This is a genomic window from Aeromonas rivuli (genome assembly GCF_000820045.1).
Classification (GTDB): domain Bacteria; phylum Pseudomonadota; class Gammaproteobacteria; order Enterobacterales; family Aeromonadaceae; genus Aeromonas; species Aeromonas rivuli.
Window position 1 is genome coordinate 53921 of record NZ_CDBJ01000065.1, and the last position, 23575, is coordinate 77495.

At 59.1% G+C, this 23575-nt stretch carries 19 protein-coding genes; 10 read left to right on the forward strand and 9 right to left on the reverse strand.

What is annotated here, in order from left to right; all coding sequences use genetic code 11:
* Nucleotides 1–149 precede the first annotated feature (149 nt).
* Together BN1130_RS15375 and BN1130_RS15380 are read left to right on the forward strand one after the other, a co-directional pair.
* Entirely contained in the window at nucleotides 150–1316 is a 1167-nt protein-coding gene (locus BN1130_RS15375; RefSeq protein ID WP_042043008.1) for a multidrug effflux MFS transporter, read from the forward strand.
* A gap of 398 nt (nucleotides 1317–1714) precedes the next feature.
* Nucleotides 1715–1978 carry a hypothetical protein gene (locus BN1130_RS15380; protein ID WP_042043034.1) on the forward strand — a complete coding sequence of 88 codons (264 nt, stop codon included), beginning with the start codon at nucleotides 1715–1717 and terminating at the stop codon, nucleotides 1976–1978.
* Nucleotides 1979–2058: 80 nt separating this feature from the next.
* On the opposite strand, the gene BN1130_RS15385 is transcribed toward BN1130_RS15380, so the two are convergent.
* Together BN1130_RS15385 and BN1130_RS15390 are read right to left on the reverse strand one after the other, a co-directional pair.
* Nucleotides 2059–2619, reverse strand: a complete 561-nt coding sequence (locus BN1130_RS15385) for a GNAT family N-acetyltransferase (protein WP_042043009.1) — start codon at nucleotides 2617–2619, stop codon at nucleotides 2059–2061.
* Nucleotides 2619–3173, reverse strand: a complete 555-nt coding sequence (locus tag BN1130_RS15390) for a GNAT family N-acetyltransferase (protein ID WP_042043010.1) — start codon at nucleotides 3171–3173, stop codon at nucleotides 2619–2621. The genes BN1130_RS15385 and BN1130_RS15390 overlap by 1 nt, the downstream gene beginning before the upstream one ends.
* A 327-nt stretch (nucleotides 3174–3500) precedes the next feature.
* On the opposite strand from BN1130_RS15390, the gene BN1130_RS15395 reads away from it, so the two are divergent.
* On the forward strand, nucleotides 3501–5270 hold the full coding sequence (locus tag BN1130_RS15395; RefSeq protein WP_042043011.1) for a M4 family metallopeptidase: 1770 nt from the start codon (nucleotides 3501–3503) through the stop codon (nucleotides 5268–5270).
* A gap of 103 nt (nucleotides 5271–5373) precedes the next feature.
* On the opposite strand, the gene BN1130_RS15400 is transcribed toward BN1130_RS15395, so the two are convergent.
* Nucleotides 5374–6267 (reverse strand): LysR family transcriptional regulator, encoded by an 894-nt coding sequence (locus tag BN1130_RS15400; protein ID WP_042043012.1) that lies wholly within the window; start codon nucleotides 6265–6267, stop codon nucleotides 5374–5376.
* 94 nt (nucleotides 6268–6361) lie between these two features.
* Here BN1130_RS15400 and mdtH point away from each other — a divergent pair, with 94 nt between their 5' ends.
* Complete coding sequence (mdtH, locus tag BN1130_RS15405) at nucleotides 6362–7555, forward strand: multidrug efflux MFS transporter MdtH (RefSeq protein ID WP_042043013.1); 1194 nt, start codon at nucleotides 6362–6364, stop codon at nucleotides 7553–7555.
* Nucleotides 7556–7628: 73 nt separating this feature from the next.
* Here the strand turns inward: mdtH and BN1130_RS15410 are convergent, their stop codons facing one another.
* The 3 genes from BN1130_RS15410 to aspA form a co-directional block, all read right to left on the reverse strand.
* A complete protein-coding gene (locus BN1130_RS15410; protein WP_042043014.1) occupies nucleotides 7629–8711 on the reverse strand; it encodes a porin in 1083 nt (360 codons plus the stop codon).
* A 204-nt stretch (nucleotides 8712–8915) separates the two neighbouring features.
* Nucleotides 8916–10235, reverse strand: coding sequence for an anaerobic C4-dicarboxylate transporter (locus BN1130_RS15415; RefSeq protein ID WP_042043015.1), 1320 nt, complete (start codon nucleotides 10233–10235; stop codon nucleotides 8916–8918).
* Between the two features lie 130 nt (nucleotides 10236–10365).
* The gene (aspA, locus tag BN1130_RS15420; RefSeq protein WP_042043016.1) at nucleotides 10366–11808 is read right to left on the reverse strand and encodes an aspartate ammonia-lyase; all 1443 of its coding nucleotides are present in this window, start codon (nucleotides 11806–11808) and stop codon (nucleotides 10366–10368) included.
* A gap of 435 nt (nucleotides 11809–12243) precedes the next feature.
* Here aspA and BN1130_RS15425 point away from each other — a divergent pair, with 435 nt between their 5' ends.
* Entirely contained in the window at nucleotides 12244–12708 is a 465-nt protein-coding gene (locus BN1130_RS15425; RefSeq protein WP_042043017.1) for an FxsA family protein, read from the forward strand.
* 142 nt (nucleotides 12709–12850) lie between these two features.
* On the opposite strand, the gene BN1130_RS15430 is transcribed toward BN1130_RS15425, so the two are convergent.
* Complete coding sequence (locus BN1130_RS15430) at nucleotides 12851–14185, reverse strand: MATE family efflux transporter (RefSeq protein WP_232302015.1); 1335 nt, start codon at nucleotides 14183–14185, stop codon at nucleotides 12851–12853.
* Nucleotides 14186–14432: 247 nt separating this feature from the next.
* Here BN1130_RS15430 and BN1130_RS15435 point away from each other — a divergent pair, with 247 nt between their 5' ends.
* From BN1130_RS15435 to BN1130_RS15455, 5 genes are all read left to right on the forward strand, one after another.
* Nucleotides 14433–14726: a co-chaperone GroES gene (locus tag BN1130_RS15435; RefSeq protein ID WP_005901665.1), complete on the forward strand. Its 294-nt coding sequence runs from the start codon at nucleotides 14433–14435 to the stop codon at nucleotides 14724–14726.
* A 39-nt stretch (nucleotides 14727–14765) separates the two neighbouring features.
* Nucleotides 14766–16403: a chaperonin GroEL gene (groL, locus tag BN1130_RS15440; RefSeq protein WP_042043020.1), complete on the forward strand. Its 1638-nt coding sequence runs from the start codon at nucleotides 14766–14768 to the stop codon at nucleotides 16401–16403.
* Nucleotides 16404–16497: 94 nt separating this feature from the next.
* On the forward strand, nucleotides 16498–16995 hold the full coding sequence (locus BN1130_RS15445) for a putative pterin-binding protein (protein ID WP_042043021.1): 498 nt from the start codon (nucleotides 16498–16500) through the stop codon (nucleotides 16993–16995).
* A gap of 124 nt (nucleotides 16996–17119) precedes the next feature.
* Nucleotides 17120–18937 (forward strand): putative bifunctional diguanylate cyclase/phosphodiesterase, encoded by a 1818-nt coding sequence (locus BN1130_RS15450; protein ID WP_224433038.1) that lies wholly within the window; start codon nucleotides 17120–17122, stop codon nucleotides 18935–18937.
* Nucleotides 18938–18997: 60 nt separating this feature from the next.
* Nucleotides 18998–19180 (forward strand): hypothetical protein, encoded by a 183-nt coding sequence (locus tag BN1130_RS15455; RefSeq protein WP_232302013.1) that lies wholly within the window; start codon nucleotides 18998–19000, stop codon nucleotides 19178–19180.
* Between the two features lie 70 nt (nucleotides 19181–19250).
* On the opposite strand, the gene rluA is transcribed toward BN1130_RS15455, so the two are convergent.
* A complete protein-coding gene (gene rluA / locus BN1130_RS15460; protein ID WP_042043024.1) occupies nucleotides 19251–19907 on the reverse strand; it encodes a bifunctional tRNA pseudouridine(32) synthase/23S rRNA pseudouridine(746) synthase RluA in 657 nt (218 codons plus the stop codon).
* Between the two features lie 280 nt (nucleotides 19908–20187).
* Nucleotides 20188–23055 carry an RNA polymerase-associated protein RapA gene (rapA, locus tag BN1130_RS15465; RefSeq protein WP_042043025.1) on the reverse strand — a complete coding sequence of 956 codons (2868 nt, stop codon included), beginning with the start codon at nucleotides 23053–23055 and terminating at the stop codon, nucleotides 20188–20190.
* Nucleotides 23056–23575: the final 520 nt, after the last annotated feature.

Below are 23575 nucleotides of genomic sequence, written 5' to 3' on the forward strand. Positions count from 1 at the left end.
CAGGGGACGCTGGGCAAGGGGGATGTTTTTTCCTATTTGGAATAACATAAGTGAGTAAATACCATTTCTGTTCATTTCACTGAGCCAGTAGACTGCCGCCCCACTCTAGTTCAGCTTTGGCCTTTTTCTGGTCCGTATTGAGGTAAGTCATGCCCCTGATCCTGTTACTCGTGCTGCTGGTGTTGTTCAGCCCCCTGGCCATCGACATCTATCTGCCCGCTATCCCGCAGATGGCCGAGCAGTTGGGGGCCGAGGTGACCCTGATGCAGGGCACCATCACCTGGTTCCTGTTCAGCATGGGCTTGGGCCAACTGCTGGTGGGCCCGCTGGCCGATCGTTATGGTCGCAAGCCGATCGCCCTGTGTGGCGTCGTGCTCTATGGCCTGAGCGCCCTGGCCGCCGGCTTTGCCGCCAGCCTGGGTGAGCTGATGCTGGCCCGGGTGCTGCAAGGCTTCGGCGCCTGCGCCACGTCAGTTGCCGCCTTCTCCGTGGTGCGTGACAGCTATGGCCCCAAGAAGAGCGGCCAGATGATCTCCTACCTCAATGGCGCCATCTGCTTCATCCCGGCGCTGGCCCCTCTGCTCGGTGGCTGGCTGACGGCCCAGGCGGGTTGGTCTGCCAACTTCTGGTTCATGGCCGGTTATGCGGCCCTGGTGGGGGGATGGCTGATGTGGCGCATGCCGGAGACCCGCCCCGATGAGACCCGCAGTGAGGGCACCCTGATCAGCTGGGCTCGTTACAGTCCGGTACTGCGCTCTCCCAGCTTCTTGTTCAATGCCAGCCTCTGCATGTTGGCGATGGCGGTGATCCTGGCCTATGTCACCGCGGCGCCTGTGCAGTTGATGGTCAAGCTGGGGCTGGACATGGATGGCTTCAGCCGCTGGTTTGCCGCCAATGCGGTGCTCAATATCGCGACCTGTTTCCTGGCACCCCGCTTCATCGCCTGGGTCGGGGCCAGACGTACCCTGCGCCTGGGGCTGCTGGTGATCTGCCTGTCTGCACTGGTGCTGACCCTAGTGCAAGATGTCCAGCATCCTCTGGCCATGATGGGGCCGGTCTTCCTCTCCAGCATCGGCTTTGCCATGGTGTTGGGGGCCGCCGCCGGCATGGCATTGGCTCCCTTTGGTCACTGTGCTGGCACGGCCGCCGCCTTGCTTGGGCTCTTCCAGATGAGCGGAGCGGGTGCCCTGGTAGGTATCACAGGGGCGCTGGTTGCGGATCCCCTCAACCAGCTGGCGTTGCACATGTGGTTATTGTTGCCGCCTCTGCTGATGCTGCTGACCCGGCGTGGGCGTAGCCTCTGCGCCAGTGCCTGAGTGTGATGGTGGTGATGTGCAAGACGGGGGCTCAGGCCCCCGTTTGCATAGCGGGTCCTCAAGGCGGATTTAGCCGCCACCCTGTCAGAAGCTGTCCGATCTCCAGACTCCACATGATGGGGCGAATGGTAGCGAGAGAGAGGAGCCGGACGACCTGAATGTGCATTAATCATTCACAAAATCGTTTTTTGTTGATGTTTTGTATCAAATAATCAAGGTTGTTTAGGTTTTTTCATCCAATGGGTGAGAAAATATCATTGTGATACTCGTTTCCATTAACCAGCGTTAGGGTTATATTTCGCGCGTCTCTTGGCTCCCTTATTCATCTCTGTACGAAGGGGGGCAAAGTGCTCTGTGATGGCAACGCTGCCATCTCTCCATTTTTTGAGGGTATGCACATGAACAAAGTACTGGTAGCCGGTATCCTGGGTCTGATGTTGACCGCCTGTGGTCAGAAAGAAGAAGCTGCTCCTGCTCCTGCTCCTGCCGCTGACGTTGCTGCCACCGTAGAAAAAGCCGCCAGCGAAGCTAGCGCCACTGTTGAGCAAGCCGCTGACAAAGCCGGTGAAGTGACCAAGCAAGCTGCTGCCGATGCAGGCGCTGCCGTAGAAAAGGCCGCCGACAAGGTTGAAGCCGCCGTGAGCGATGCCAAAGCCAACTAAGCGTGCTTTGATTGAAGAGACGGGCCCGGGGATCATCCCCGGGCCCGTTTTTATTGCGGTTATCTGTGCGGGCATCGGGCTTAGCGCGGCGCCCAGGCCGGATTAAGCAGGGCGGTCAGCACATGATCCTCCCAGCGGCCGTTGATCATCAGGTAGTCGCGGGCATACCCCTCTCGCTCGAAGCCAAGTCGAGCCAGCAGGGCGGCGCTGCGCAGGTTGGCGGGCATGTGACTGGCCATGATGCGATGCAGCCCCAGCTCGCCGAACAGATAATCTATCCCCCCTTGCACCACTTCCTGCATCAGCCCCTGACCCTGATGGGCCTCATCCACCGAGTAGCCAAGATGGCAGGCCTGAAACATGCCTTGCACTATGTGGGTGAAGTTGCAGGTGGCGATGACCCGCTCACCACTGGCATCGAGTGCCACCAGGTTGACCGCCTGGCCTGCGAAGAACTGGCCGTAACTCTCTCGCAGCCGGGCAAACCAGCAACCCAGGGTATAGAAGTCAGGATCCCGTTTGGGCTCCCAGGGGGCCAGGTGCAGGCGATTTCGTTGATGGTAATCGAGCATCAGATCTGCCCGCTCCGGCGGCAATATGGTGAGCCGGGTACGAGGCGTCTCAAGATGAGGCAGCGCCATTACAGTTCCCTCTGCTGTAGCCATTCATCCCGCAACAGGCCGTAGAGGGCGTGATCCACGACCCTGTCCCCCAACCGCTCGGCCCGGCGCACTATTCCCTCCAGGCGCATGCCGAGTCGCTCGCACACCGCCCGGCTGGCTTCATTGTCGAGGGCGGCGCTGATCTCTGCCTTCTCCATGCCCATCTCCTCGAAGGCATGATGAATGAGGGCCTGACAGGCGCGGCCTATGATGCCGTTGCCCTGCCAGCGCTCCGCCAGCCAATAGCCCAGGGTGACCTTGCCCAGGCTCTGATCGATCCGGTTGTAACCAATGACACCGACCAGCTCCCCCTGATACTCGATAGCCGTGGTGAGCGAGTCGCCACGGGCGAAGCCTTCGATGGCATGGCGGATGAAGGTGGCCGTGTCATCGCGGCGCTGGATGAACGGCACCCAGGGCAACCATTGGGAGAGGTACTCCCGGTTCTGCTGACAGAGCCCATAGAGCTCGGTCGCCATGTCGGGTTGCAAGAAAGTCAGTGCCAGTTCGTCATCCAGTTGCCAGGTGAACATAGGGTCGTCCCTCGGTGCGTCTCTGCCGTGCGTTATGGTGCCTGCCAATGTAGCCAATTGGCCTACAGAGTGCCATGGCGAGCGTGCCCTTACCCCTTGAGGATCTCTCGCCGCCAAAGATGGGGGGGCAAGGGAGACATATCGGTCATTCTCTGGCAGGAAATGCTGTCTGCCCTCGCTCTTGCTGCCATTTTCTGGCCCTTCAGCAGATCCTGCTGCTCCTTTGTGCTGCGCTGTCAGTTTTGACAGGGCGCAATCTGCGACCGTCCCGCTAGCTTGGAGGCGCCGGGAGTGGCCCGGGATATCATCGACCTAAGGAAAGAAGAGATGAACAGAGTCTATTTGGCCGTTGCGCTGGCCTGTTGGGGTGGCGTCGCCCTGGCTGCCGATCAAGTCACCGTTGAGCAGGTTGCCGGTATGCAGGGCGCGCCGAGTGGCGCGGCGGGGGTGAGCGCACTGGCGGGTGAGGGGGAGTATCGTCAGGTCCGTGCCGTCACCCTGCCCAATGGTCAGCAACGGGTCCGCTATGAGCAGACCTGGCACGGCATCCCTGTCTGGGGTCAGGTGCTGGTGGCCGAGCAATCCCTCGGTGGCCAGATCAGCAAGCTGTCTGGTCAGATGCTTCGCCAGATCGATAACGATGTGGCGAGCCCGGCGGCGACACTCAGCCCGGCAGACGCGGCGGCCAAGGCGCGCGATGGCGCCAAGGGTAACAGTGAGCGGGTCAAGCTGTTCGTGGTGCAGGATGAGGCCGGGCAGGCCCGCCTGGTCTATCTGGTCTCCTGGCTGGCGGCGAGCGAGACACCGAGCCGTCCCTTCGTGATGGTCGATGCCCACACTGGCGCCGAATTCAAGCGCTGGGAGGGGATCAACCATCAGAACGCCAGTGGTCCGGGCGGCAACGCCAAGACCGGCAAGTACTTCTACGGCGCCGATTTCGGCCCTCTGATCGTCGATGCCAACTGCCGCATGAGCAGCACCAATGTCGATACCATCAACATGAATCACGCCACCTCGGGGGGCAGTGTGCATCAGTTCAGCTGCCCGGAAAACAGGGTCAAGGAGATCAACGGCGCCTTCTCCCCCCTCAATGATGCCCACTACTTCGGCAACGTGGTGTTCGACATGTACCGCAATTGGTACAACACGGCGCCGCTCAGCTTCAAGCTGAAGATGCGGGTTCACTATAGCCGCAACTATGAAAACGCCTTCTGGGACGGCAGCCAGATGACCTTTGGTGATGGTGCCACCACCTTCTACCCCCTGGTCAGCCTGGATGTGGCCGCTCACGAGGTGAGCCACGGCTTTACCGAACAGAACTCGGGACTGGTCTATGCCAACCAGTCCGGCGGCATCAACGAGGCTTTCTCCGACATGGCGGGGGAGGCGGCCGAGCACTTCATGAAGGGCAGCAACGACTGGCTGGTGGGCGCGCAAATCTTCAAGGGTAACGGCTCCCTGCGCTACTTCGAGGATCCGACCCGGGATGGCAGCTCCATAGGTCACGCCAGTGACTATCGCAGCGGCATGGATGTGCACCACAGCTCCGGGGTCTACAACCGCGCCTTCTACCTGCTGGCGACCAGCAATGGCTGGAACACCCGCAAGGCGTTTGAGGTGTTCGTGCTGGCCAACCGCCTCTATTGGGGGCCCAACACCGATTACGATCAGGGCGCCTGTGGCGTGACCAAGGCGGCGACCGATCTGGGTTACAACCTGACCGACATCAGTCGTGCCTTCCAGACGGTCGGCGTCAATGCCAGCTGTGGTGGTACGCCACCCTCAGGGGGCAATGTGCTGCAAAACGGCGTGGCCCTGACCGGTTTGACGGGGGCTCAGGGGGGCAAACTCAACTACACCATCGAGGTCCCGGCCGGCAAGAGCACGCTGGTGGTCGCCAGCAGTGGTGGCAGCGGGGATGCGGATCTCTATGTGAAGTTTGGTACTGTGCCGACCAGTACCAGCTATGATTGCCGTCCCTACCAGAGCGGCAACACCGAGACCTGTACCCTCAATGCGCCCAAGGCGGGAACCTGGCATGTGCAGTTGAGCGGCTTCAGTGCCTTCTCCGGGGTGAGCCTCAAGGCAAGTTATTGATAGAGTGACATTTTATTTCTGATAAATAGCAAGACCACCTCTTCATGAGGTGGTTTTTTATCTCAGCTGTCGAGACGACAAGGATGAGCGGCCGATTGCCGGGCTATTTACCCGCCCAGTGGCTGGCGAGCATGCGGGCGGCCTCGATCACTCTCTCCTTTTCCCGGTTGGGGCGCTTGCCGCTGCGCCAGGCCATCATCACATCCCAGTGATCCGGCGGCAGATCCGTCACATCGAGCTGCACCAGGCGGCCAAATTCCAGATCCCGCGCGATGGCCAGCGCCGGCATCAGGGTGATGAAGCCGTGCTCTAGCGCGAGCTCACGGGCCGCGCTGGCTGGCTGGATGGCGTGTAGCGGGCGGTTTACCTGGCGCAGCAGCCGCAGCTGGATCAGCAGCTCGTCGCACCCCGTGCCCCACTGCTGGGGGGCGAGCCGCTCGTTGGCAATGTCTTGCAGGGTCAGCCCCTGGCGTCCCGCCAGGGGATGGGTGGCACAGGCCACCGCGATGATGGGGGAGCGGTAGAGCAGTTCGAGCTGAATACCGGCGATGGCGGGGCACTTGAGGATGAAGCCCACATCCGTCTCTCCGGTCAGCAGCTCCTGCATGATGATACCGGAGTGATCCGTGCTGCAGCGGATCTCGAAGCTCTCATCCACCAACTCCAGCAGCAGGGGACCGAATACCACTGTGGTGAGGGAGGGGAGGCAGGAGAGCCGAATGCGTGGCAGCAGGGGAGTGCCCTGCAAGGCGAGCTGGCCGGCCTCCAGGGCATTGAGGGCGGTGCTGACCGCGGGCAGAAACTGCTCGCAGGCGGCGGTGGGGGTGGCGCCGCGGCGGTGGCGGCGAAACAGCGACTGGCCGAGGGCGTGTTCCAGTACGGCGATGCGCTGACTCACCATGGGTTGTGACCAGCCCCGCACCGCGGCCGCCTTGCTGAAGCTGCCCCGGTTGACCACATCGAGCAGCAGTTGCAGATCATCGAGCGTCATAGCCATAAAAAATCCCGATATGAAATATAGCCAGTTGTCGGCTACCACTATATCTGGTGCCCTCGCAGAATAGCAGCATCAATTGGAGTCTGAGGTGGTTATGGTAGAGCGGGCGCGGCGGCGGGGACGCTGGTTTTTGGCATTGGATTCTCTGCTGGTGATCCTGGGATTCTTCGTGGTGATGCCCATGATAAGCCTGAGATTTGTCGATCAGCTTGGCTGGGCGGCGGGGGTGGTGGGTCTGGCGCTGGGTCTGCGTCAGCTGACCCAGCAGGGGTTGGGGATCTTTGGCGGTTCTCTGGCTGACCGCTTTGGTGCCAGGCCGCTGATCGTCGGCGGCATGCTGCTGCGGGCGGTGGGTTTTGCCAGCCTGGCCTATGCCGAGAGCGGTCTGGCGCTTATTGTCTCCTGCATCATCTCGGGTCTGGGCGGTTGCCTGTTCGATCCTCCGAGAGCGGCCCTGGTCATCAAGTTCACCCGGCCCCATCAGCGCGGACGCTACATCTCGCTGCTGATGATGTTGGAGAGTGCCGGTGCCGTGCTCGGCGCCCTGCTCGGCAGCTGGCTGCTCAATTTCGATTTCGAATATGTCTGCCTGCTAGGGGCTTGTCTGTTCGTCACTGCCGCCCTGTGCAACTGGCTCATTCTGCCCGCCTACAAGATCTCCTTGCGACCAACCCCCATCAAGACAGGACTGGGCCGGGTGCTGGCGGACAAGGCATTTTGCCGGGTGGTGCTGATCCTGAGCGGCTACTACGCGCTCTGGGTGCAGGTGATGCTGATCTTTCCCATTCTGGTCAAGCAGATGGCGGGCAGCAGCACGGCGGTGGGCTGGATGTATAGCCTGGAGGCGGCGCTGTCGCTCGCCCTGCTCTATCCCCTGGCGCGCTACGGCGAGCGTCACTTCCGGCTGGAGACCCGGCTGCTGGCGGGCATGTTGCTGATGACCGCAGGCATAGGGCTGGTGGCGTTTGCCACCAGCCTGGAGGCGATTTTTGCGCTGCTGGCCTGTTTCTATCTCGGCATCATCATCGTGGAGCCGGCCCGGGAGACCTTGATGACCCGGTTGGCCCACCCGAGTGCGCGGGGCAGCTACATGGGCTTTAGTCGGCTAGGGTTGGCGTTGGGCGGCATGAGTGGTTACGTGGGAGGCGGCGCTTTGCATGACTATGCCAGCGCCCAGGGGCAGCCCTGGTTGCCCTGGCTGGTGCTGGGCAGCGTCGGCGTGGTGACCCTGCTGCTGCTCAGCCACTGTTTTGCCCGTCGTCCCGAACTGGCGCAACTGCGCGCTTGAGTCCGATATAAAAAAACCGGCCGCTGATGCGGCCGGTTTGGTATCGAGAGCTGGCTTGACGCCAAATCCGGACTTAGAAGTTGTACTGCAGTGCGACACCAACGACGTCGTCAGAGACTTGGCCCAGGCTGCTGTAGCCATCGGTACCATCTTCGTCGAGCAGGTTGATCTTGTAGTCAACATAGGCGTTGAAGTTGTCGGTGAAGTTGTACCAGGCACCCACACTGACGTACTCGGTCAGGGTGTCATCGATGTTGGCACCGCTGCGGTCATCCTTCACGTCGGTACGCAGGTAGGCGACGGACGGCTTGAATTTCGGGGTGACGCTGTACTGGGCAACGGCTTCATAACCGTCACTCTTCTCGGCATAGCCGCTCTGGCCATTCTTGCTGACGAAGATGTGATCCTGGCCATGAGCATAGGTGGCTGCCAGGTAGAGGTTACCGGCACTGTACTTGATACCGGCGCCATACAGCTGGGCATCGTCATCCCCACCGAAGGAGGCCAGCTCTTTCTGGTCGCCAGTCTTGGTGGCCATGTTGTAGACGGCGCCCAGGGAGATACCCATGTCGAAGTCATAGTTGGCGGACAGGGCATAACCCTCGTCGGAACCCTTCATCCACTTGCTGTCCTTGTCATTCCAAGGCTCGTTCTTGCCAGTGAACTGGGCACCCAGGGTCATGCCCTGATAGGTATAGATGTACTGGGCCAGACCGTTGTTACGACCGGTACCGAACACGTCAGTGTTTTTACCCAGGCCGTCACCACCCCATTCCGGCAGCACGTCGGTATAGTTGTTGACCGCTTTGGTGAACAGACCATCCTGACGGCCGTAGCTGAAGGCGCCGAAGCGATCGTTCTGGATACCCACGTAGCCGTAACGCAGCTCGTCGTTGTCAGAACCTGAGGTCGGCAGGTTGTATTCGGCGAAGGCGAAGGCTTTGGTTTCGTCATCGATGCGAGTCTCACCGGCGACGTGCAGACGCAGGTAGCTCTGATCGCCTTCCAGCTCGTCACTGCTGGTACCGTAGTACAGGCCTTGAACGCGACCACCGATATCCAGCTTGGTGCCGTCTTGATCATACAGGGGGGCAGCCTGGGCGGTACCGGCCAGCATCAGGCTGGAAACAGCCATGGTCAATGCAGTCTTTTTCATTGTCTATTCCTCTGGGGTAAGTACTCTCCAGGGCCCTCTAGGATCCTGAATGATCGGTATTTTTCCGATATGGCAATTCTATGGGGGGCAAGCTTGACTGGAGCTGAAGCCGGAATCTTTTTGCATATTAAGTCATCATTTTTGTGACGCACAACGACAAAAAAGCGACCCGGAGGTCGCTCTTGATTAAAGGGGGTGAGGCTATCAGAGCATCAGGCCACCGAAGAAGAAGCCCAGGGTCACGGCCATGGCGATAGTGGCCACACCCGGGATGAAGAAGGGGTGGTTGAACACCGCCTTGCCAATGCGGGTCGAACCTGTGTCATCCATCTCCACCGCGGCGAGCAGGGTCGGGTAGGTGGGCAGCACAAACAGGGCGCTCACGGCGGCAAAGGAGGCGATGGCGGTCAGCGGGCTGACGCCCAGCGCCAGGGCGGCAGGCATCAGTGCCTTGGTGGTGGCACCCTGGGAGTAGAGCAGCATGGAGGAGAAGAACAGCACCACGGCCAGCAGCCAGCTATAGCTGTTGAGCAGATCGCCCGCCACGAGCTGGATAGTGTCCATGTTGCCTTTCACGAAGACGTTACCCAACCAGGCGACACCCAGTACGCAGATGCAGGCCGACATACCGGATTTGAAGGTCGGCATGTTGGTGACCTGAGTCGCGTCCAGCTTGCAGACCAGGGTCATGATGGTGGCGGCGGCGAGCATGATGCCCATGATGGCGCCATCACGGGGGATGGGCGGATGGGCAATCAAGCCTACATTGCTCGAAATGGCCGTGGCATAGGCCATGACGGCGACGATGGCGGCGACGAAGATGCCGACCGAGAGTTTGGCATAGGGTTTGAGCTCGACCTGGCTGGTGCCGCGCAGCTTGATCAGACCCTTGGCCTTGCGCTCCAGATAGACTTCATCTTGATCCAGCGGCTTGCCCATCATGTTGGCGACGAAGGCGCCGACCATGCAGGCGAGGAAGCTGGACGGAATGCAGATGGCCAGCAGGGTCAAGTAATCGACACCAAAAGGCTCCAACATCCCGGAGAAGGCGACCACGGCTGCCGAAATGGGCGAGGCGGTGATGGCGATCTGGGAGGCGATAACCGCGATGGAGAGCGGACGGGAGGGGCGAATGCCTTGCTCCTTGGCCACCTCGGCGATGACCGGCAAGGTGGAGAAGGCAGTGTGGCCTGTCCCGGCCAGCATGGTCATCAGGTAGGTGACGACTGGGGCGGCGAAGGTGATGTGCTTGGGATTCTTGCGCAGCGCCTTCTCGGCCAGAGAGACCAGATAATCCATGCCGCCAGCCAGTTGCATACAGGCGATGGCACAGATCACGGACGCGATGATCATGATCACGTCCCAGGGAATATAACTGACCAGCTGATCGCTTGGGATCTCCATGCCCAGACCCCAGGTCAATACCAGCACCCCCAGGCCACCGGCGAAGCCGATGCCGATGCTGCCTATCCGGGCTCCCAGATAGATAGCGGCGAGTACGACGGCTAACTCGATTCCAATCATAGTGAACACTCCATTATTTTTAGTTTTTAAGAATCGTTCTGGCACAAAGCCATTTCCCGATGGGCTGGCGGCAAGCAAGCGGGTCGGGAAATGGCTTTAAGGGCCGGGAGTGATCCCGGCCCTGGCTCGCTTATACGGCGGCGCTGCGCGCGAAGCGCTTGGCCTTGTATTGCGGGTTCATCAGGTTTTCGATAGAGAGGATCTCGTCGAGCTGTTCTGCGGTCAGCAGACCGCGCTCCAGTACGACTTCACGGACGTTCTTGCCGGTTTGGGCGCAGATCTTGCCGACAATGTCCCCCTCGTGGTGACCGATGAAGGGGTTGAGGTAGGTCACGATGCCGATGGAGTTGAGCACATGGTTCATGCAGATCTCCGGGTTGGCGGTGATCCCTTCCACACACTTCTCGCGCAGGGAGATACAAGCATTCTTCATCAGGCTCAAGGATTCGAACATGGCCTGACCTATCACGGGCTCCATCACGTTCAGCTGCAGCTGACCGGCTTCTGAGGCGAAGGTGATAGTGATGTCGTTGCCAAACACCTTGAAGCACGCCTGGTTGACCACTTCCGGGATGACCGGGTTGACCTTGGCTGGCATGATGGAGGAGCCCGCCTGCATCTCCGGCAGGTTGATCTCTTTGAGGGCGGTGCGTGGGCCGGAAGAGAGCAAGCGCAGATCGTTACAGATCTTGGAGAGCTTCATGGCCAGGCGTTTGATGGCGCTGTGCAGCATCACATAGGCGCCGCAATCCGAGGTGGCTTCGATCAGATCTTCTGCCGGCACATAGGCGCGACCGGTGATCTCGGCCAGACGCTGGATGGCCAGGGCAGAATACTCGGGCGGGGTGTTCAGGCCGGTACCGATGGCGGTGGCGCCCAGGTTCACTTCCAGCAGCAGCTCCTGGCAACGCTTGATGGACTTGATCTCTTCACGCAGGGTCACGGCAAAGGCGTGGAACTCCTGACCCAGGGTCATGGGCACCGCATCTTGCAACTGGGTGCGTCCCATCTTGAGCACAGAGCTGAACTCCTTGGCCTTGGCGTCGAAGGCGGTGATCAGATCGTCCAGGGCATCCAGGGTGGTGTCGGTGCTGTTGACCACGGCGACGCGGAAACCGGTCGGGTAGGCATCATTGGTGGATTGGCACTTGTTGACGTGGTCGTTGGGGTTGATGACGTCGTAGCGACCCTTCTCCAGCCCCATGATCTCCAGGGCTATGTTGGCCAGTACTTCGTTGGTATTCATGTTGACCGAGGTACCGGCGCCGCCTTGGTAGACATCGACAGGGAACTGATCGAAACACTTGCCGGTGTTGAGCATCAGATCGCAGGCTTCGACGATCTTGTCGGCAATTTCGGGGGGCATGGTGCCCAGTTCGCCGTTGGCCAGGGCCGCTGCCTTCTTGGTCAGCACCATGCCACGGACAAACTCAGGGACATCAGAAATTTTCTGAGTGCTCAGCTTGAAGTTCTCGACCGCCCGCAGGGTGTGGACGCCGTAATAGAGCTCGTTGGAAACTTCTTTGGTGCCCAGCAGATCTTCTTCAATGCGGACGTTTATGATGTCGCTCATTGTAATGCCTCAGAAATCAAATAAATGGAAATGATCCTCACCGAGTGGTCGCGAGTTCCTTGCGCACAGCTCATCCTGAAGCACCACACATCGAGTGGGGCGGTAGGGAATAATTCCCCGTTAACTGTCAGGGATCTTACCTCAATGGGGGTGCCCCATGTTAGATGTAGATCACTAAATTTGAGGGATTCCCAAATTTTTTGCGACGATTAAACATATGTTGCAAATGACCCAATTACTGTGACAGAACAAGGGACTCACGCCCAGTCATCTCAGGGAAAATATTCCCTAAAATCACGGCTGGATCGCGCTTTGCCTTGAAAAAGCCGATAGCTCCCCCATCTAGTAGAGAAGAATGCCGCCTCCTGCCCTGGCCGGATGGAGAGGCGAGCGCCAGTCAGACTGGCCACCACATCAAGCCGTACTGAGGTCAATATGGGTAAGTTATTTTTGTTATTTGTCGGCCTGTCTCTGCTCGAACTGACCGTCATGATCCAGGTGGGTACCGTCATCGGTGCTCTGCCAACCGTGATCCTCATCGTGCTGACGGCCATGCTGGGCAGTTCGCTGGTGCGTCGCCAGGGGCTCAAGACCCTGATGGAAGCCCAACAGCGGATGCAGGTCGGCGAGATGCCGGCTCGTGAGCTGATGGGGGGCATGATGCTGGCCCTGGCTGGTCTGCTGTTGATCGTCCCGGGTTTTGTCACCGACCTGCTGGGTCTGTTGCTGCTGCTTCCGCCGCTGCGCAGCCGTCTGGCCGACAGACTGGTCAAGGGGGTCAGGGTGCAAGGGGCCATGGGAGGCTTCCAGTCTCAGGGGCCTTACTCCCCATCGTCCCCGCTGCGCGATGAGTCCAGCACCATCATAGAGGGTGAGTTCGAGCGCAAGGACAAGGAGTAATCTCAGCGGCCACGTCGGTCGGCGCCAGCAGTGGCGAAGAGAGAAACCTGAAGGGGCCGCAGCAAGCGGCCCTTTTGTTGCCTGCTACCCGGCCTCTGAGGGGGGCTGCTGCGGGTTGATGGGGAGAAGGCGGCGCCGCTGCTCAGGGACGCCCTTGATGGCAGAGTTGTTCGAAGCGATGGCGGGCATAGAGCCAGGCCAGGCTGCCCGCCGCCAGATTGGCGATGAGTATCCCCAGATAGATGCCCTCTTCCCCGCCCAGCCTGGCGCCGATCCAGGCCCCGGGCAGCAAGAAGCCAAACAGTCGCAGGCCATTGAACAGAAATGAGATGCTGGAGGCGCGCACCCCGTTCAATGCCGAGGCCAACAGCATCACCATTCCCTGAAAACCATAACCGATGGGTACCAGGTGCAGGTAGAGCACGATCAGGCGGCTCACCTGGGGATGGTCGCTGAACAGGCTGGCAATCAGCGGGGCCAGCAGCCAGGTCACCCCATAGATGGCGAGCTGAAACAGCAAGGCAAAACGCATGCAGAGCTGCAAGGCCGCCCTGGCCCGTGCCGGATTGCCTGCCCCGCAGTTCTGGGAAACAAAGGGGGCCAGCACCGAGGAGAGCGCCATCATGACGATGAGCAGCAGTGCCTCAACCCGGGACGCGGCCCCGTAGGCGGCGACCACCTCGGTACCAAGGCCTGCGAAGATGACCATCAGCATGGCGTTGGCCAAGGGGTTGAGCATATTGGTGAAGGAGGCGGGCACGGCCACATGCAACAGGGCGCGCCAATGGGCCAGCAGGCGCTGGCGTGGGGAGAGCCGCCAACGTAGCAGCCCCTCCCTGTGGCGCAATATATAGAGGCTGACCAGCATGGCCATCAACCAGGAGACGGAGGTGGCGATGGCGGCGCCACTGATACCCCACTCGGGAAAGGGACCTATGCCGAAGATGAGCAAGGGATCCAGCACGCCATTGACCAGCCCGGCGACCGCCATCACCAGACTCGGCGTCTTGGTGTCCCCGGTGGCGCGGATGGCGGCATTGCCGACCATGGGCAGCACCAGCATGGGCACCGTCAGATACCAGATCAGCATGTAGTCGTGGATGAGGGCGATCAGGGCCTCGCTTGCCCCCAGCAGACGAAACAGCGGGTCTATGGTGAGGGCGCCCAGCAGGGAGAGCAGGGTGACCAGCAGCACCGCGAGAAACAGGCTGTCGGTGACCAGGTGAGCGGCCTCTTCATGCTTGCCCTGACCCAGGGTGTGGCCAATCACGGCCGAGAGCCCGGCCCCGAGTCCCATGGCGAGCGAGGTGACCACGAAGGTCACCGGGAAGGTAAAGCTGATGGCGGCCAGCGCCTGGGTGCCCAGCATGCCGATGAAGAAGGTATCGACCAGATTGAATGCCAGTATGGCGATGATGCCGAGGATCATGGGCCCTGTCATGCGCAGCAATACGGCGGGCATGGGGGCGGTCAGCATGGGATTGGGTCGGGTCAAGGGCAAGTCTCTTCACGGCTGGAAACTGATCTCTGGTTTGCCGAAAGACAAACTCGGAACCATGGCGGGCATGGCGATCCATCAAAGATATTCATGGTACGTGAAAAACTTTTTTTTGTATCCGCCCTTGAAGGGGAGAGATAAGTGCCCCACATCTGGGTCATATGCAATTTGGCCAGGAATGGCCATTCCTCAAGTAACAAAGTGACTCATTTTGGGAGAGTTATCGATGAAAATTCGTCCACTGCACGACCGCGTCATCATTAAGCGCATCGAAGCTGAAGCTAAATCCGCTGGCGGTATCGTCCTGACTGGTACTGCGGCTCAGAAGTCCACCCGTGGTGAGGTTCTGGCCGTGGGGACTGGTCGAATTCTGGATAATGGCGAAGTGAAGGCGCTCGCTGTCAAGGTCGGCGACAAGGTGATCTTCAACGAAGGTTACGGCGTCAAGAGCGAGAAGCTGGATGGTCAGGAAGTGTTGATCCTGTCCGAGACCGACATCCTGGCGATCGTCGAAGCGTAATTTTTCCTTCCCCCGAATTGACTAAAGGATTCAAGAATCATGGCAGCTAAAGACGTTAAATTTGGCAACGAAGCCCGCATCAAAATGCTGGAAGGCGTCAACATCCTGGCCGACGCCGTCAAAGTGACCCTGGGCCCGAAAGGCCGCAACGTGGTGCTGGACAAGTCCTTCGGCGCCCCGACCATCACCAAGGATGGCGTCTCCGTTGCGCGCGAAATCGAGCTGGAAGACAAATTCCAGAACATGGGCGCCCAGATGGTCAAGGAAGTCGCTTCCAAGGCCAACGACGCCGCCGGTGACGGTACCACTACCGCCACCGTACTGGCGCAAGCCATCGTCAACGAAGGCCTGAAAGCCGTCGCCGCAGGCATGAACCCGATGGATCTGAAGCGTGGTATCGACAAAGCCGTCGTGGCGGCCGTTGCCGAGCTGCAGTCCCTGTCCCAGCCTTGCGCCGACAGCAATGCCATCGCTCAGGTGGGTACCATCTCCGCCAACTCCGACGAGAAAGTGGGTGCACTGATCGCCGAAGCCATGGACAAGGTCGGCCGTGATGGCGTCATCACCGTTGAAGACGGTCAGGGCCTGGAAGACGAGCTGGCAGTGGTTGAAGGCATGCAGTTCGACCGCGGTTACCTCTCCCCTTACTTCGTCAACAAGCCGGAAACTGGCGCCGTCGAGCTGGACGATCCCTTCATCCTGCTGGTCGACAAGAAAGTCTCCAACATCCGCGAAATGCTGCCGGTGCTGGAAGGCGTTGCCAAAGCGGGCAAACCGCTACTGATCGTTGCCGAAGACGTAGAGGGCGAAGCCCTGGCGACCCTGGTGGTCAACACCATGCGCGGTATCGTGAAAGTGGCTGCCGTCAAGGCGCCGGGCTTCGGTGACCGTCGCAAGGCCATGCTGCAAGATATCGCCATCCTGACCGGCGGTACTGTCATCTCCGAAGAGGTGGGCATGGAGCTGGAAAAAGCGACCCTGGAAGACCTGGGCCGTGCCAAGCGCATCGTCATCACCAAAGAGAACACCACCATCATCGACGGTGTGGGTGATGCAACCTTGATCGAGAGCCGTGTTGCTCAGATCCGTCAGCAGATCGAAGAGACCTCTTCCGATTACGACCGTGAGAAGCTGCAAGAGCGCGTAGCCAAATTGGCTGGCGGCGTTGCCGTTATCAAAGTCGGTGCTGCCACCGAAGTTGAGATGAAAGAGAAGAAAGCCCGGGTTGACGACGCCCTGCACGCCACTCGCGCTGCGGTAGAAGAGGGCGTGGTTGCCGGTGGTGGTGTGGCGCTGGTGCGCGTCGCGGCCAAACTGGCTGGTCTGCGTGGTGACAACGAAGATCAGAACGTGGGTATCAAGGTTGCACTGCGCGCCATGGAAGCCCCGCTGCGTCAGATCGTCATCAACGCCGGTGAAGAAGCCTCCGTCATTGCCAACGCCGTGAAGAATGGTGAAGGCAACTTCGGCTACAACGCCTACACCGAGCAGTACGGTGACATGCTGGCCATGGGCATCCTGGATCCGACCAAGGTGACTCGCTCTGCCCTGCAGTTTGCCTCCTCCATCGCCGGTCTGATGATCACCACTGAGTGCATGATCACCGACCTGCCGAAGAAAGATGGCCCGGCCATGCCTGATATGGGTGGCATGGGTGGCATGGGCGGCATGATGTAATCTCGCTCTCGTCATTAAACGGCTCGCATTGGCGGGCCGTTTTTTTTAAGGCGGCTAAACTGGAAGTATTGATAATAAAATCATTGGTGTATCTATGATCAAAATTGGCTTTATCCCCCTTCTCTTCTGCCTCGCGGGCCCGGCCCTGGCCTTGGAGGCGCCACAAGGCCCCGTGATATTGACCGTCTCCGGCAATGTGGATGCCGAAGGGGCGCAAGCTGGCAAGGTGGAGCTGGACCTCGCACTCATTCAGTCCCTGCCACAACACGAAATAGTCACCAGCAATCCCTGGGTCGACAAGCCTCATCACTACAAGGGCCCCAAGGTGGCCGATCTGCTCGCAGCACTTGATGCCAAGGGCAAGACCATCACCCTGACCGCCCTCAACAGTTTTCAGATCAAGGTGGACTGGGAGAAGGTAAAGCAATATGACCCCATTCTGGCCTGGCAGGACGATGGCATCACCATGCGGGTACGTGACAAGGGGCCCCTTTGGTTTATCCTACCCTTGGATCAATATCCGGAACTCAAGCAGTCTGCCTACACCGACATGATGATCTGGCAATTGAGCGCCCTCGATATTCAGAACTGACAAGGTGGGAGTCCGGGTGAAAAGAAAGAGTTGGCCACTGTTGCTCATTCTCTATATTTCCATCCTCTCATTCACGGGGAGCACCCTCTATTGCCTGGTGCAGATCCAGAATGCGACCCGGGTCATGGAGAAGTATACCTACGACGTCTCCTGGGCCCTGATGCAGTTGCAGCTGGAGTTGGGGCGTTTCCTCAACTCGGTCGAGCTCTACCACTATGGCGGTATAGACCACGACACCCTGATGCTGCGTTATGACATCTTGTGGAGCCGCACCCCGGTATTGTTGAGTGGGCAGCTGCGCGAGAGCCTGCATGACAAGCAGAAAGCCTTGCGCCTGGTACAACTCATCGAGAGTACGATCCGCGAACTCGAACCCCGCATTTCGGCCCTCAAGGCAGGTAATGGCGACTATCAGCAGATCATGATGCGGTTATCACCCCTGCAAGAACCGCTCTCTTATTCCCTCGCCTCCGTGATGCAACAGAACATCAAGGTATACACCAGTAACGACCAGCGTTTCGGTACCTTGCGCAACTCTCTGCTGCTCATGGTCAGCGGCTTGCTGGTATCGGTGATCATGCTCAGCGTGTTGCTGATCCGTGAGGGGCGGCGCCACTATCGGGAAGCTCGCTTCGACCCGCTCACTGGCCTCTCCAATCGCCTCGCCCTGCTGGAACAGATGGAGGAGTGCGTTACCCGGGAACAGCCCTTTGGCCTGGTGCTGATCGATATCAACGAGTTTCGCGACATCAACAGCAAGTTTGGCTACAACATTGGCGATCTTCTGCTGCAAGAGTTGGCCCGGCGTCTCGATACGCTCTGTAATGACAGTGAATGGGCTGCCCGTCTGGTGGGGGATCAATTCGCCATCATCCAGAAGGACAGCAGCGATCTCAAGCAGGTGCGAGAGCTGGTCGCCCGCGTGCTGTATGCCGTCAAGCAGGATATCCCCCTGGATCACTATCCATTTAGGCTGGAGGTGGGGATAGGCATCGCCTTCTACCCCATGGATAGCGAGGAGACTCAGGATCTGCTGAGCCGGGCCGAGCAGGCGCTGTTCCACAGCCGCAAGACCCATGTGCCCTATGTCATCTACGACAAATCACTGCAAAATGAGACGGCGCGGCGTAAACACCTTGCCTCCGACATGGTGGTGGCGCTCGAACGCAATGCCCTCGAGCTTTATTATCAGCCCATCATCAATCTGGAGACCGGGCGCTGTGAAGCCGTTGAGGCCCTGCTGCGCTGGCGTCACCCGGAACTTGGTTTCATCCCGCCCAACGAGTTGATCCAGGTTGCCGAAGAGTTCCAGCTGTCTGAAAAATTGGGGGGCTGGGTGCTCAATACCGCGTGCGCCCAGCTTTACCAATGGCAGCAACTGGGTCTTCTTGACCTGCAGATGTGTGTCAATATCTCCCCCGGAATGTATCAACGCAGCCTGCTCAAGCTGGTCGCCAAGGCCCTGATGGAACATCGTATTTCTGCCGCTCACCTGGTACTGGAAGTGACGGAAGACACCACAATGCGCGAGGTGAAAAACTCGCTGCAACTGATGCAGGATCTGAGTCAGCAAGGGGTGCAGCTGGCGCTGGATGATTTTGGGACAGGCTACTCCTCCCTCAGTTACCTGCAGAAGCTGCCAGTGAACAAGGTGAAGATCGACCGATCCTTCATCCAGGGGATAGACAGCTCCACCGAGGCTTCGGAGCTGGTTGCCAATATTTGTCGACTCGGTTCCATGCTTGGCAAGACCCTGGTGTGCGAGGGGATTGAAACTCAGGCCCAGCTCGATGTGTTACGCGGGCTGACCGACATCCATCTCTATGGTCAGGGTTATCTGTTCAGCCGCCCGGCCCAGGCGGAGGCCGTGTATCAGACGCTGCTGGAGATGGAAGAGCGCTGGCTGGATGGCAAGGTACCAAGCAGAGCCTGTCACAGCTAAGCAGTTGTGACTCATGCTTTCGTCATCATGGCCGATAGCCAGAGGGCAGGAGGAATGCAAATGGAAATATCTGGTTCAACATCTTATGGCAGTGCCCTCATGGTCGCCAGCCTCGCCAAGAAGCAACAAGCTCAAGAGGGGGAAACCGCTCTGGCCCTGTTGCAGGGAGCCGCCGAATCGGCACAAGCCCCCAGGAGCACGGCAGGCAGCACCCTGGGTGGCAACATCAATATTCACGTATGATGCCAAGTAATAAAAAAGCCTCGGTCTGTTGACCGAGGCTTTTTTCGTTCTGGCGCTTTACTGATGCAGATTAACCGGCGAAAGGCGCTGGTGCTTCAAACGTCATCCGCTCTCCGCTGCGTGGATGGCTGATGGTCAGCATGGCCGCATGCAGGTAAAGATGGGGTGCAGCTGCCAGCGCCTCGGGGTGGGCATAGAGGTTGTCACCCAATATGGGATGCCCCAGTTCCAGCATGTGAACCCGCAACTGATGGGATCTGCCGGTGATGGGCATCAGCTTGATCAAGCTGTTGCCATTTTCCACTCTCAGCTTCTCCCACAGGGTCAAGGCATGGCGTCCCTCCTCGAAATCAACCTTCTGCTTGGGGCGGTTGGGCCAGTCCACACACAGTGGCAGATCAACCTGACCCGAGTCCGCCTCCGGTTCGCCCCATACCCAGGCAAGATAGTGCTTCTCGGTCTCCCGCTCGCGAAACTGTCTGCTTAACTCGCGATGAGCATTGGGATTGAGGGGGATCACCAATACACCCGTGGTAGACATGTCGAGGCGATGGGCCGCGGCTGCCTTGGGGTGTTGCTGCTTCACCCTGTGTAAGACACTGTCTTCGTTTTCTGGGCCACGCCCCGGCACACTGAGCAGGCCGGTCGGCTTGTTGACCACCATGATGTCTTTATCCTTGAACAGGATATCGAGCCAGGGCTCCAGGGGAGGGCAATATTCGAACATAGCGTCTCGCATCAAAGGTTAAGGTGGGGACGCGTCCCCATCAGTTATGGTTCACCACGATAATAAAGTGCATGTATCCATGCTTGAGCCAAGTCTGGCTGCCTCGACGTCAGTATCTCGTCAGTTATGGTTCACCACGATAATAAAGTGCATGGCATCCAGCTTGAGCCGAGTCTGGCTGCGTCGGCTTCAGTATCTCGTCAGTTATGGGTCACCACGATGATAAAGTGCATGGCATCCAGCTTGAGCCAAGTCTGGCTGCCTCGACGTCAGTATCTTGTCAGTTATGGGTCACCACGATAAAGCGGATTGCATCCAGCTTGAGCTGGGTCTGGTCGATCAGGTGATGTAGCTCGGCCTGCAGGTCGCGCAGGTAGTCGAGTTCGCTGTCCCGCACATTGGGGTTGACGGCCTTGAGTGCTTCCAGCCTGTCCAGATCCTGTTGCAGAGTCTGCGCCATCTGGCCACGGGCCTCATCGACAATGGTCATTTTCAGCTGTTCGGCAATGGCTTGCCCCTTGCCGATCAGACCGTGGATCACCGGCTGCGAGGCGGTGACCAGCTTGCTGCCCAGATGACGATTGACCGGGGTCAGCTGGCGATTGAAGGCATCAAATGCCACCTTCTCTCCCAGATTCTGCCCGTTCTTGTCCATCAACAGCCGGATCGGCGTCGGTGGCATGAAACGGTAGAGCTGGGAATGGGCGGCAGATTCGGCCACAAAGATGAGTTCCAGCAAGATGGAGCCGATAGGGAGCGCTTTATTCTTGAGCAGCGCGACCGAGGTGGCGCCTATCTCCGATCCCAGAATCAGGTCGATACCGCCCCGCATGATGGGGTGATCCCAGGAGAGGAAGAACATATCGTCCCTGGACAGCGCCGTGTCTCTGTCAAAGGTAACCGTCATGCCGTCATGGGGCAGGCCCGGGAAGCTGGAGACCAGCATATGATCCCCCGGCGTCAGTACCAGGGCGTTTTCACCGCGATCATCCTGATTGACGCCAATCTCATCGAACATCTTGAGGGCAAAGGAGATCATGGCGGTGTCGCCATCCTCTGCCGCCAGTCTGTCGGCCAGTTGCCGGGCAGCTTCCCCCCCGCAGGAGTGGATCTCCAGCAGGCGATCGCGACCTTGCTCCAGGCGAGCCTTGAGCGGTTCGTGCAGTTCCCGGGTCCGGGTGAGCAGATCGTCGAGCGCGGCTTGCTCTCCGCTGTTGGCGGCTAACAGTTCGAACAGCTGATCGCGCACCGCTTCAAATACGGGGCGAGCGGTGGGGCAGGTCTGCTCGAACGCATCCATGCCATCGTGGTACCAGCGCAGCAGGGCCAGCTGGGCGCTGCCTTCCAGATAAGGAACGTGGATTTCGACCGTATTTTGCTGACCGATGCGGTCGAGACGACCGATACGCTGCTCCAGCAAATCCGGATTAAGGGGCAGATCAAATAGCACCAAGTGGCTGGCAAACTGGAAGTTGCGACCCTCGGAGCCTATTTCGGAACAGATCAGCACCTGGGCGCCACCATCTTGCTGGGCGAAATAGGCCGAGGCCTGATCCCGTTCCAGGATGGACATGCCTTCGTGGAAGACGGTCGCCCGTATTCCCTCGCGGGTACGCAGTGCCTCTTCCAGGGCGAGGGCTGTGCTCGCTTCGGAACAGATCACCAAGACTTTCTGCTGGCGGGCGCCGAGCAACAGCTCCAGCAACCAGGTGATGCGGGGATCAAACTGGGTCCAGCTGGCGCTGTCCCCCTCGAACTGCTGATAGATTTTCTCGGGATAGAGATAACGCAGGGCACGGGCCTGCAGATCGCCACCGCTCCCCCCCATCATGCTCATGACCTTGATGGCAGTCTTGTACTGATCCGGTAACGGCATGGGGTAGACATTGAGATGGCGCTCGGGGAAGCCTTGAATATTGGCTCGGCTGTTACGAAACAGCACCCGGCCGGTACCGTGTTGGTCGAGCAGCGTGCTGACCGCCTGCTGACGCGCTTTGCTGTCGGTCAGATCCAGCCCTGCGAGCTGGTTGGCGAGGAACTGCTGAGCGGCATCGCTCAGGGGCTCGCCAGCGAGCAGCGCCTGGGCTGCTGCCGCAACTTGACCATAAGCCTGCTCCTCTGCCAGGAAAGCCTCGTAGTCGTAGAAGCGCTCGGGATCGAGCAACCGCAACCTGGCGAAGTGGCTCTGATGGCCCAGCTGATCCGGAGTGGCGGTCAGCAACAGCACGCCCGGTACCTGTTCGGCCAAGGCTTCGACCATCTCATAGGCTCGGCTCGGGGCTTCCTCGCTCCACTCCAGGTGATGTGCCTCATCAACGACCAGCAGATCCCATTCGGCTTCCAGTACCTGTTCGAAGCGACGACGCTTCTTGCGCAGGAAGTCGAGGCTGCAGATCACCAGTTGTTCTGTCTCGAACGGGTTCTCCGCATCGGCGAAGGCCTCAATACAACGCTCCTCGTCAAACAGAGAGAAATGTAGATTGAAGCGGCGCAGCATCTCGACCAGCCATTGATGCTGCAGCGTCTCAGGTAGCAAGATCAGCACGCGTTGGGCACGGCCGGACAGCAGTTGCTGATGGATGATCATCCCGGCTTCTATGGTCTTGCCCAGACCGACTTCATCGGCGAGCAGGACGCGCGGGGCATAGCGGTGGCCCACTTCGTGGGCAATATAGAGCTGATGCGGGATCAGGCTGACTCGCCCCCCGGCCAGGCCGCGGGTCGGATTGCGACGGCGCTTGTGCTGATTGTTCAGCGCCTCATAACGCAGGGTGAAGCGGGACATGCGGTCTATTTGACCGGCGAACAGGCGCTCCTGCGGCTTGTTGAACTTGATAAAGTTACTGAGAAACACTTCCTTGAGGGCCATAGGCTCACCGGTATCGGTGCGTGTGCCTACATATATAAGAAGGCCATCCTTTTCCTGCACTTCGTCGACAGTCAGGGTCCAGTCCTCGTGGCTGGCAATCTGATCGCCCACATTGAAGCTGACCCGGGTCACGGGTGCCTCTTCTTTGGCATACATGCGGTTTTCACCGGTAGCCGGAAACAACATGGTCACCATACGGCCTTCGACAGCCACTACAGTACCCAATCCCAGATCCGTCTCGGTATCACTAATCCAACGCTGGCCAAGTGCAAAAGGCATTAAACTCTCCAAAGCCCAAGAGTGTGTCACCACAAAGGGGCGCTATATTACCCGAAGGCGTGAGCACTATCACCATGGTTATGGTGGCTGGCCTTGCCGGGAGGGTGGATGGATAGCAAGAGAGTCCGTTCATCTCCGTCAGGGGCTCTATCAAGGCTGAGATGTTCAATAAGTGAGACTTTTGCTGCTTTTAACAGCGAACGCACCCAGAACGTCATATTTCTGTCATTTAGCCCTTGCCAGCGCGGCTGCCATCCCTATAATGCGCCCCTACTAGCACGGCACAACACGCCGGACTGATGAGCTAGCTTCACAGTGAAGCAGGCGCCGAAAGAAAAGCGAAAACAACCGCTTGACTTTCGAAGTGAGGAGCGTAAGATGCGCCTCCTCAACGCGATAAGCGTGACGCTCTTTAACAATTTGAATCAAGCAATCTGTGTGGGCACTCACAGCATCGAGCATCAAAATTAATTTTTGATTTTCAATGTCTGGTGAAGTGACCAAAACGACTTGTTAGTAA